Annotated in this window: 10 protein-coding genes; 3 read left to right on the top strand and 7 right to left on the bottom strand. The window is 68.2% G+C overall.

The features are described 5' to 3' along the window. Window positions 1-3 precede the first annotated feature (3 nt). From F0415_RS00255 to ndk, 5 genes are read right to left on the bottom strand one after another with little or no spacing between them, the layout of a single operon-like run. On the bottom strand, window positions 4-657 hold the full coding sequence (locus tag F0415_RS00255; protein WP_149859191.1) for a YfgM family protein: 654 nt from the start codon (window positions 655-657) through the stop codon (window positions 4-6). 59 nt (window positions 658-716) lie between these two features. Then, window positions 717-1574: a helix-turn-helix domain-containing protein gene (locus F0415_RS00260; protein WP_149859192.1), complete on the bottom strand. Its 858-nt coding sequence runs from the start codon at window positions 1572-1574 to the stop codon at window positions 717-719. After that, window positions 1571-2347 (bottom strand): type IV pilus biogenesis/stability protein PilW, encoded by a 777-nt coding sequence (gene pilW / locus F0415_RS00265; RefSeq protein WP_188310239.1) that lies wholly within the window; start codon window positions 2345-2347, stop codon window positions 1571-1573. The genes F0415_RS00260 and pilW overlap by 4 nt, the downstream gene beginning before the upstream one ends. After that, a complete protein-coding gene (gene rlmN / locus F0415_RS00270) occupies window positions 2337-3509 on the bottom strand; it encodes a dual-specificity RNA methyltransferase RlmN (RefSeq protein WP_483964252.1) in 1173 nt (390 codons plus the stop codon). Before rlmN ends, pilW begins: the two co-directional genes overlap by 11 nt. Window positions 3510-3547: 38 nt before the next feature. Further along, window positions 3548-3973, bottom strand: coding sequence for a nucleoside-diphosphate kinase (gene ndk, locus F0415_RS00275; protein ID WP_149859194.1), 426 nt, complete (start codon window positions 3971-3973; stop codon window positions 3548-3550). Window positions 3974-4225: 252 nt separating this feature from the next. Here ndk and F0415_RS00280 point away from each other — a divergent pair, with 252 nt between their 5' ends. The 3 genes from F0415_RS00280 to F0415_RS00290 are packed head-to-tail and all read left to right on the top strand — an operon-like array spanning window position 4226 to window position 8470. After that, window positions 4226-4849 (top strand): TetR/AcrR family transcriptional regulator, encoded by a 624-nt coding sequence (locus F0415_RS00280; RefSeq protein WP_149859195.1) that lies wholly within the window; start codon window positions 4226-4228, stop codon window positions 4847-4849. Window positions 4850-4899: 50 nt separating this feature from the next. After that, the gene (locus F0415_RS00285; RefSeq protein WP_149859196.1) at window positions 4900-7269 is read left to right on the top strand and encodes a 3-hydroxyacyl-CoA dehydrogenase/enoyl-CoA hydratase family protein; all 2370 of its coding nucleotides are present in this window, start codon (window positions 4900-4902) and stop codon (window positions 7267-7269) included. A 4-nt stretch (window positions 7270-7273) separates the two neighbouring features. Then, window positions 7274-8470 carry an acetyl-CoA C-acyltransferase gene (locus F0415_RS00290; RefSeq protein ID WP_149859197.1) on the top strand — a complete coding sequence of 399 codons (1197 nt, stop codon included), beginning with the start codon at window positions 7274-7276 and terminating at the stop codon, window positions 8468-8470. Window positions 8471-8603: 133 nt separating this feature from the next. Here the strand turns inward: F0415_RS00290 and F0415_RS00295 are convergent, their stop codons facing one another. After that, window positions 8604-8948: a tRNA-binding protein gene (locus tag F0415_RS00295; RefSeq protein WP_149859198.1), complete on the bottom strand. Its 345-nt coding sequence runs from the start codon at window positions 8946-8948 to the stop codon at window positions 8604-8606. Next, window positions 8945-10240, bottom strand: coding sequence for an NAD(P)/FAD-dependent oxidoreductase (locus tag F0415_RS00300; protein ID WP_149859199.1), 1296 nt, complete (start codon window positions 10238-10240; stop codon window positions 8945-8947). Before F0415_RS00300 ends, F0415_RS00295 begins: the two co-directional genes overlap by 4 nt. Window positions 10241-10243: the final 3 nt, after the last annotated feature.

The following is a 10243-nucleotide window of genomic DNA, read 5'->3' on the forward strand; positions in this document are numbered from 1 at the left end:
CGTTCAGGTCTCCGGCTGGCCGGACGGCTGCCCGCCGGCATCGGCTAGTTTCATTTCCAGCAACGGCCGGATCGCCGCCGCCTCGTCGAGATTGGCCAGGGCCCGGGCATAGGCTTCGCGTGCCTGTTCCCGACGGCCGAGGGCACGTTCGGCATCGCCGCGCAACTCGGCGGCCGCGGCGACGTAGCGGCCACCGGCCTCGAGACCGGCCAGGCGATCGATCGCCTCTTCGTGCCTTCCCAGTGTCAACAGCACCCGGGCTGCCCGCAGCTGCACCAGGTCGGCCAGCTCCGCCTCCAGACCCTCGCGCGATACGGAGTCCAGCTCGGCCAGTGCCTGCTCGCCCTGCCCCTCTGCCAGCTTGTGCTCGGCCAGGGCCAGGGCGACGAGGGCCGGATAGGGGCCGCCGCCGTGGTTCTGCCGCAACGAACTCGCGAAGGCCTCCGCCTTGTCGATTTCCCCAGCGTCCAGCGCCTTGCCGAAGGCGAGGAACTCGCCACCCGCCAGGGCTTGCCGGTTCGCCTGCTGTCCTTGCCACCACTGCCAGCCCCACAGGGCCGCCAGCCCCAGGGCAACGCCCATCAGCAGCGAGGATCCGTTGTTCTTCAACCAGGTGCGAACGCGTTCGCCCTGTTCATGTTCGTCTAGCTGGCTCATGCATCACTCTTGCGGCCCGGCACCGGGCGCGGGGAAGGGGTCGGGACAACGGCCGCGCCTCAACGCCGCGACCCGCTGACTTCGCCGTCGGAGGATACCGCAAAGCGAGCCACGTTCGCCGAACGGAACGGTTCCAGATCCAGCTCGCGACCGGCCACCCGGACTTCCACGGCATCGGCGTTGCCGACCGTCACGTTGGCCACCCGGCCGATGTCGTAACTCCGCTCTTCGCCCGCCGGGATCAATGCCCGTTCCATCCGTTCCCCTTTGGCGTCAAGCACCTCGATCCAGCTTTCGCCGTGGAAGCGCAGCACCAGGGTGTCAGCTGCCGGCGCCGGGGCCGGCATCGGTGCGATCGAGGCCATCACCGGATCGGGGCCGACATCGTTCGCGCCCGCGGCGGTCGTGCCGGCGTCCCTGGCGGGCAGGGGCAGCGATTGGCTGCCGCCGCTGGCCAGGGTCTCTGGACGCTCCAGCACCACCTCCGGCTCGAGGGTCAGGGGCGCCGGCGGTTCGACCGACTGGAAGTGCCTGACCACCAGCACGACCGGCACGACCAGGACGGCGGTCATGACCAGATAAACGGCGCTGCGGATGCCCCTGTCCAGGGAATGACGCAGGCGCGACTGCGAGGCCATGCTCACCAGCTCCGGCGGACGGGCCCGATGGATCACCGGCTCGGCCAGCGATTCCGGCAGGCCGAGCAGGCGCAGGTAACTGCCCAGGTAGCTGCGCACGTAGACCGGGGCGCCGAGCCTATCCCAGTCCTCTCGCTCCATGGCCTCGACGATGGCCAGCGGCAGGCGCAGTTGCTGGCCGACCTGCTCCGGACTCAAGCCCTGCTGCTCACGGCTCCGGCGCAGCTGCAGGCCAATCGGATCATCGAAAAGCGGCTGTTGTGTAGCTTCCTGGTTCATTGCTGGCGCGCCCCCTCCGGCGCGGTCGGCGTGAAGTCTGGGAACTGCTGGCGCAGGCGCTGGCGGTAACGGTCGGCGCTGGCACGATCACCCGCGGCTTCCTCGATGCGGGCGGCCAGGTCCAACAACTCCGGGGTGCTGGCCCCGGCCGCCTCCCTGCGCTGCAGGAAGGCGCGGGCGCTCAGGTAGTCGCCGTTGGCATACTCGACCTCCGCCGCCAACAGCAGCAGAGCGGCATCCTCGGGGGCCAGGTCCAGGCCCTTGCGCAGGTGCGTTTCGGCGACCGTCGGCCGGCCGGCCAGCCAGGCACATCGGCCGGCGTTGTAATAAGCCTGGTGCTTGTTTCCGTAGAACGGGTCGGCGAACGCCGCGGCGAACTGGGTTTCGGCCTGGTCATGACGCCCTTGCTGGCAAAGCCACACGGCGTAGGCGTTGCGCACGTGGCCTGAGCCTGGCGCCAGGCGCGCTGCGCGGGCGTAGCTTTCGCCGGCCCGGGCCGGCTGGTTGATACGCTCCTGGATCATGCCCATCACGACGTGCAGATCGGCGGAATCCGGATCGGTCTGGAGCCCGCGACGCGCCCTGTCCAGGGCGTATTCGAGCTTGCCCGACTGCAGGTAGCTCTGCGCCAGGCGCAGGTTGGCGTTGCCCTGGCGGCTCATTTCGGCGCCGCGCCCTCCGGTCGCCGGCGTCGCTCCACCGGTACCGGCGCAAGCGGCCAGCAGGGCTGCAAGCAGTACGGCAAGAAACGCACGACCGGCGTCAGGCGGCATCAGAGACTCCCTGTTGTTCCAGCTTGCGGCGAAATTCGGCCTGGCGGCGCGTGCGGTCCATGACCTGGCCCTTGAGCTGGCCGCAGGCGGCATCAATGTCGTCGCCCCGGGTCCGGCGTACGGTGGTAAGCACGCCGGCGTCGAGCAGGATCTTCTGGAAGGCGCGGATTTCGGCCTCGCCGCTACGCTCGAAACGGGTACCCGGGAACGGGTTGAACGGGATCAGGTTGACCTTGGCGGCATCGGCATACTGCATGTGGTTGGCGAAGGACTTCATCAGCCGCGCCAGCTCCCGGGCCGTCGCCGGCGAGTCATTCACGCCTTTCATCAAGGTGTATTCGAAAGTGACGGACTCGCCCTTTTTCTTGCGCCGCAGGTAGCGCACGCAAGCGTCCATCAGCTCGGCGATCGGATACTTCCTGTTGAGCGGAATGAGTTCGGTGCGCAGCTCGTCGTTGGGCGCGTGCAGCGACACCGCCAGCGCCACGTCGCTTTCCTCGGCGAGCCGGTCGATCATCGGCACCAGGCCGGAGGTCGAAAGGGTGACGCGCTTGTTGGCCAGGCCGAAGCCGAGGTCGTCGCGCATCAGGCTCATGGCGCGGACGACGTTGTCGAAGTTCAACAGCGGCTCGCCCATGCCCATCATCACCACGTTGGTGAGCTTGCGGTCGAGATGGGTCTTGTTGCCCAGGTGCCGCGACGCCACCCAGACCTGGCCAATGATCTCGGCGGTGCTCAGGTTGCGGTTGAAGCCCTGGGTGGCAGTGGAGCAGAACTGGCAGTTCAGGCCGCAGCCGACCTGACTGGACACGCACAGCGTGCCGCGGCCCTTGTCGGGGATGAACACCGCCTCGACGGCGTTGCCGGCGTCCATGCCCAGCAGCCACTTGTGGGTGCCGTCGGCACTGGGCTTGTCGAACAGGACCTTGGGCGGGCGGATCTCGGCGTGCTGCTCGAGCCTGGCGCGCAGCGCCTTGCCAACGTCGGTCATCTGCGCGAAGTCGGTGACGTGCTGGTGGTAGATCCACTTCATCACCTGGTGGGCGCGGAAGCGCTTCTCGCCAAGAGTGTCGGCGAAGAAGCGCTCCATGCCGGCGCGATCGAGGTCGAGCAGGTTCACCCGGGCCTGGCCGGCGGGCGCCTGCTCGACCTGCGGCGGGATGGACTTGTCGGATGACCCGATCACGGCGGCTCCGGCCCTCAGCGCGGGCAGAGTTCGGTGGTGCTGAAGAAGTAGGCGATCTCGATCGCGGCGTTCTCCAGGCTGTCGGAACCGTGCACGGCGTTGGCATCGATGGTTTCGGCGAAGTCGGCGCGGATGGTGCCCGGCGCGGCTTCTTTCGGGTTGGTGGCGCCCATCAGCTCGCGGTTCCTGGCCACCGCGTTCTCGCCCTCGAGCACCTGGATCATCACCGGGCCGGAACTCATGAACTCGACCAGCGCGTTGAAGAACGGCCGCTCGCGGTGGATGGCATAGAAGCCCTCGGCTTCCTTGCGGCTGAGGTGCTTCATCTTGGCGGCGATGATCTTCAGGCCGGCTTTTTCGAAGCGGCTGTAAATCTCGCCGATGACGTTCCTGGCGACCGCGTCGGGCTTGATGATGGAAAGGGTGCGCTCCAGCGCCATGTGCTGCTCCATTGTGAGGATGTTGGGGGTTCCGGACGATGCTGGGATTCCGGGGCCAGTCAATCTAGCACAAAACCCCGACCCGACACGGGTTTAGCGCAAGTCCTTGGACATTTCCGGCAGGATCCGCCGACGCCTGCCGGGCGTCGCGCCCGCCCCGGCTCCCCCGCACACGTTTGAGCCAGGCATTTGACCCTGGCGCCAGGCCGGGCATAATCGCCAACACCCGTTTCAATCGAACGCTGGCAGGCCATGTCCACCACCCATTTCAACACCAAGGAACGCATCCTCGGCGCCGCCGAGGAGCTGTTCGCCCAGCACGGTTTCGCCGGCACATCGCTCCGTCAGGTGACCAGCCGGGCCGACGTCAACATCGCCGCGGTCAACTACCACTTCGGCAGCAAGGAAAACCTGGTCAACGAGGTCTTCCGGCGCCGGATGGACGAAATGAGCGAACGCCGCCTGGCCCTGCTGCGCAAGGCCAGGGAGGAGAAACCCGGCGACCTCGAGGCCATCCTGGCCGCCTTCATCGAACCGCCCCTGGCCCTGACCCTGGACCGACACGGCGGCTCTGCCTTCGTCCGGGTACTGGCCCGGGCCTATGCCGAGAAAAACGATGGCCTGCGCAAGTTCCTGTCCGATAACTACGGCCACGTCCTGCGCGAGTTTGCCAAGGCCATCCATCAGGCCCTGCCGGGCCTGGGCAAGGAGGACCTGTACTGGCGCCTGGACTTCACCGCCGGCGCCCTCACCTACGCCATGTCCGACTTCGGCCTGATCAAACGCCCCTCCGGCGTGCCGGAAAAGGTCCACTGCGAGAAGGCCGCCCAGGCCCTGATCCGCTTCGCCGCCGCCGGCCTGCGTGCCCCGGCCTGAGCCGCGGCCTCCCGGCCGAATCCGTTCAACGTTTCCCCACGGAGTACCCCATGTCGCAACTTCTCATCCGCAAGGTCGCCGTGCTCGGCGCCGGCGTGATGGGCGCGCAGATCGCCGCCCATCTGGTCAACGCCGGCGTGGACACCGTCCTGTTCGACCTGCCCGCCAAGGAGGGCCCGGCCAATGGCGTGGTGGACAAGGCCATCGCCAACCTCGGCAAGCTCTCCCCGGCGCCGCTGGCCAGCAAGTCCCTGGCCGCCGCCATCACCCCGGCCAACTACGACCAGCACCTGGAGCTGCTGCGCGGCTGCGACCTGGTGATCGAGGCCATCGCCGAGCGCATGGACTGGAAGAAGGCGCTGTACGGGAAGATCGCCCCCTACCTGGCCCCGCACGCCATCCTGGCCTCCAACACTTCAGGTTTGTCGATCAATGGCTTGGCGGATGTTCTTCCTGAAGAACTTCACTCCCGGTTCTGCGGCGTGCACTTTTTCAACCCGCCGCGCTACATGCACTTGGCAGAGTTGATCCCCTGCCGCAAGACTGATCGACAAGTTCTTGAAGGACTTGAGACTTTCCTGGTCACCACGCTGGGCAAGGGGGTGGTCTACGCCAAGGACACGCCGAACTTCATCGGCAACCGCATCGGCGTTTTCTCCATCCTCTCCACCCTGCACCACACCGCCGAGTCCGGCCTGGGCTTCGACGAGGTGGATGCCCTGACCGGCCCGCTGCTGGGCCGCCCGAAGTCGGCCACCTACCGCACCTCGGACGTGGTCGGCCTGGACACCATGGCGCACGTGGTCAAGACCATGGCCGACACCCTGCCGGACGACCCCTGGCACGCCTATTTCAAGACCCCGGCGTGGATGCAGGCCCTGATCGACAAGGGTGCCCTGGGCCAGAAGGCCGGCGCCGGCATCTACGTGAAGAAGGGCAAGGACATCCTGGTGCTCGACCTGGGCAAGCAGGACTACCGCCCCGCCTCCGGCCAGGCCGACCCGGGCGTGGTCGAGATCCTCAAGCTCAAGGACCCGGTGGAGAAGTTCGCCAGGCTACGCGCCGGCGAGCACCCGCAGGCCCGCTTCCTCTGGGCCCTGTTCCGCGACCTGTTCCACTACAGCGCCTACCACCTGGACTCGATCGCCGACACCGCCCGCGACGTGGACCTGGCCATCCGCTGGGGCTACGGCTGGAGCCTGGGTCCGTTCGAGACCTGGCAGGCGGCCGGCTGGAAGCAGCTGGCCGAGTGGATCGCCGAGGACATCGTCGCCGGCAAGGCCATGGCGCAGGTGCCGCTGCCGGACTGGGTGTTCGACGGCCGCGACGGCGTGCATGCCGCCCAGGGCAGCTTCAGCCCGACCCGCGGCGAGTTGCTGCCGCGCTCCAACCTGGCCGTCTACAACCGCCAGCGTTTTCCCGATCCGGTATTGGGCGAGCGTGCCAACCCCGGCGAGACCGTCTTCGAGGACGACTCGGTACGCATGTGGCATGACGGCGACGGCATCGCCGTGCTGGGCTTCAAGACCAAGATGAACACCGTCTCCGACGGCGTCCTGGCCGGCATACAGAAGGCGGTGGACATCGCCGAGCGCGACTTCCGCGGCCTGGTGCTGTGGCAGGCGAAGGAGCCCTTCTCCGCCGGTGCCGACCTCAGCGGCGCCCTGGCCTCGCTGCAGGCCGGCAAGCTGGCCGAGTTCGAGGCCATGGTGAAAACCTTCCAGGCCACCAGCCAGCGCATCAAGTACGCCCTGGTGCCGGTGGTGGCGGCCGTGCGCGGCATGGCCCTGGGCGGCGGCTGCGAGTTCCAGATGCACTCGGCCCGCGCCGTGCTGGCCCTGGAGAGCTACATCGGCCTGGTCGAGGCCGGTGTGGGATTGCTGCCGGCCGGCGGCGGCCTGAAGGAGATCGCCGTGCGCGCCTCGGCGGCGGCCGGCCCAGGCGGCGACGTCTTCGCCGTGCTCAAGCCCTGGTTCGAGGCGGTGGCCATGGCCAAGGTCTCCGGCTCGGCCCTGGAAGCCAAGGAGCTGAAGCTGGCCCGCGAAAGCGACGTGGTGGTGTTCAACGCCTACGAGCTGCTGCACGTGGCCAAGGCCCAGGCCCGCGCCCTGGCCGAATCGGGTTACCGCCCGCCCCTGCCCGCCCGCCGCGCGCAGGTGGCCGGCGATGTCGGCATCGCCACCTTCCGGATGATGCTGGAGAACATGCTCGAGGGCCGCTTCATCTCCGAGCACGACTACGAGATCGGCAAGCGCATCGCCACCGTCCTCTGCGGCGGCGAGGTGGACCGCGGTTCCCTGGTGGACGAGGACTGGCTGCTGGCGCTGGAGCGTGAGCACTTCATCGCCCTGGCGCAGATGCCCAAGACCCAGGAACGCATCATGCACACCCTCAAGACCGGCAAGCCGCTGAGGAACTAAGACAATGAGCAAGCAGATCCAGGACGCCTACATCGTCGCCGCCACCCGCACCCCGGTCGGCAAGGCCCCGCGCGGCGTCTTTCGCAACACCCGCCCCGACGAGATGCTGGCGCATGTGCTCAAGGCCGTGGTCGCCCAGACCCCGGGCATAGACGTCAAGCGCATCGAGGACGCCATCATCGGCTGCGCCATGCCCGAGGGCGAGCAAGGCATGAACGTGGCGCGCATCGGCGTGCTGCTGGCCGGCCTGCCCAACACGGTGGCGGCGCAGACCATCAACCGCTTCTGTTCCTCCGGCCTGCAGGCGGTGGCGCTGGCGGCCGACCAGATCCGCCTCGGCCAGGCCGACCTGGTCCTGGCCGGCGGCACCGAATCCATGTCCATGGTGCCGATGATGGGCAACAAGGTGGCGCTCAGCCCCAGGGTCTTCCAGGACGACAACGTCGCCATCGCCTATGGCATGGGCATCACCGCCGAGAAGGTGGCCGAGGAATGGAAGGTCAGCCGCGAGGACCAGGACGCCTTTGCCCTCGCCTCGCACCAGAAGGCCCTGGCCGCCCAGGCTGCCGGCGAGTTCAAGCAGGAGATCACGCCCTACCGGGTGATTTCGCACCAGCCCGACCTTGCCGGCAATACCGTGCGCCTGCGCGAGCTGCTGGTTGAACAGGACGAGGGCCCGCGCGCCGACACCAGCGCCGAAGGCCTGGCGAAGCTGCGGCCGGTGTTCCGCGCCGGCGGCACGGTAACCGCCGGCAACAGCTCGCAGATGAGCGATGGCGCCGCCGCCGTGCTGCTGGCTTCCGAGCAAGCGATCAAGGACTACGGCCTGACCCCGCTGGCCCGTTTCGTCAGCTTCTCGGTCGCCGGTGTGCGACCGGAAGTGATGGGCATCGGCCCGATCGCCGCGATCCCGAAGGCACTCAGGCAGGCCGGCCTGAGCGCGGAGCAGCTGGACTGGATCGAGCTCAACGAGGCCTTCGCCGCCCAGGCCCTGGCGGTGATCCGCGACTGCGGCCTGGATCCGGCCAAGGTGAACCCGCTGGGCGGTGCCATCGCCCTGGGTCACCCGCTGGGCGCCACCGGCGCCATTCGCACGGCGACCATCGTGCACGGCCTGCGCCGGCGCAAGCAGAAGTACGGCATGGTCACCATGTGCATCGGCACCGGCATGGGCGCCGCCGGCATCTTCGAAGCGCTCTGAGCTTCCGCCGCTCCTCCCGAACCCCCGGGCGACCGGGGGTTCTCTTGTTGACACGGATTTGCCCGGACAAGGCTGATCAGGAAGCAAAGAACGCCCGATCCGCGCCCATCCTCGTAAATCCGCGTCAGGAAAATCAGGCCAAACGGGTGCCGTTGGGGACCGGGCGCTCGAGGGCGGTGAGGACCACGCCGGCCTCGGTGGGGAAGCCGGTGAGCAGGAACTCGGAGCGGAACGGCCCGATCTGCTTGGGCGGGAAGTTGATCACGCCGACCACTTGCCGTCCCAGCAGATCCTCGACCGAGTAGAGTGTCGCGACCTGGGCGCTGGTTTTCTTCACCCCGTGCGGGCCGAAGTCCACCCACAGTTTCCAGGCCGGCTTGCGCGCTTCCGGGAAGGGTTCGACCTTCAGCACCGTCCCGGCACACAGCCAGACCTTCTCGAACTCGGACCAGCTCAGTTCCGGCATCGCCGCGCTCATCCCGGCCTCCTCTCCATCCAGTCTTTCCAGGCATCGCGGCCCTGCAGCCACCAGTAAGCCAACTGCGCGGCGAGCAGGCCGAACGGCCGGTGCACCGACGACAGGCCGAACCCGGACAGCTCCCGCCAGCGACCATCGCCCTCGGCGATTGCCGCCGCCAGCAGTTCGCCGGCAAAGGTGGTCGGCGCCACACCATGACCGCCGAAGGCCTGGGCAAGCCACAGTCCGGGCTCGACTTCGCCGATCTGGGGCATCTCGTGCCTGGCATAGCTCATCAGGCCCGACCAGGCATGTTCGATGCGCACGCCTTCCAGCTGCGGAAACACCCGCGTCATGTCCTTGCGCAGCAACCGCTCCACCGCTTTCGCGGACCGGTCCCTTACCGAAATCCGGCCGCCCCAGAGCAGCCGTCCATCCGGCGTCGGCCGGTAGTAATCGAAGGCGAAACGGGTGTCGTACAGCGCCGCCCGGGTTCGCAGGATCGTGGCCATGCTGGCGCCCAGCGGCTCGGTCACCATCACGTAGGTGGCAATCGGCAGCACGGCTGCGTCCACCTGCCGGTGCAATCCGGCCAGGTAGCCCCCGCAGGCCAGCACCACCCGGCGGGCGCGGACGATTCCGGAGGGCGTCCGCACGCGCCACCCTGCTCCGTCCTTCTCGAGGCGCACCGCCGGCGTGTCTTCGTAGACCTGCACCCCCTGGGCGATCGCCGCGGCGGTCAGGCCCCTGGCATAGGCCAGCGGATTGAAATGCAGGGCCTCGGATTCGAACAGCGCTTCCGAGTAACGGGGGCTGAGCACCTGTTGGGCGACCTGTTCGCGAGACAGCCACTGCCAGTGCACGCCGAAATGGTCGGCCAGCAGGCGCTGGCGCCGGCGCAGTACCTCCGGGTCGCGGAACCAGTTCAGCCAGAGCACGCCGGCGTCTACGGCCTGGCAGCGAATCCCGTAACGGTCAATGCGTCTGCGGATCAGCCGCACGGCCTCCAGCGTACCTAGGTACAGGCGTCTGGCCCGCTCGGGACCCAGATCGGCCAGCAGCGCGCTTTCGCCGCGGGAGAAGCCGCCGAAGACGAAACCGCCGTTGCGTCCCGAGGCGCCGAAGCCGACCCGGCGGGCCTCCAGCAGCACTACGTCCCGATGGCCCCGTTCCGCCAGGCCGAGGGCGGTATTCAAGCCTGCGTAGCCGCCGCCGACGACCACGGTATCGGCCTCGACGTCGGCAGCGAGAGCGGGACAGGCGGGCGCCGCTGGCGCGGCGTCCCGGTAGTAACCGGAACCTGAGTCCACCATGGC

The sequence above is a fragment of the Arenimonas fontis genome (assembly GCF_008386465.1).
In the GTDB taxonomy this organism is placed as follows: Bacteria; Pseudomonadota; Gammaproteobacteria; order Xanthomonadales; family Xanthomonadaceae; genus Arenimonas; species Arenimonas fontis.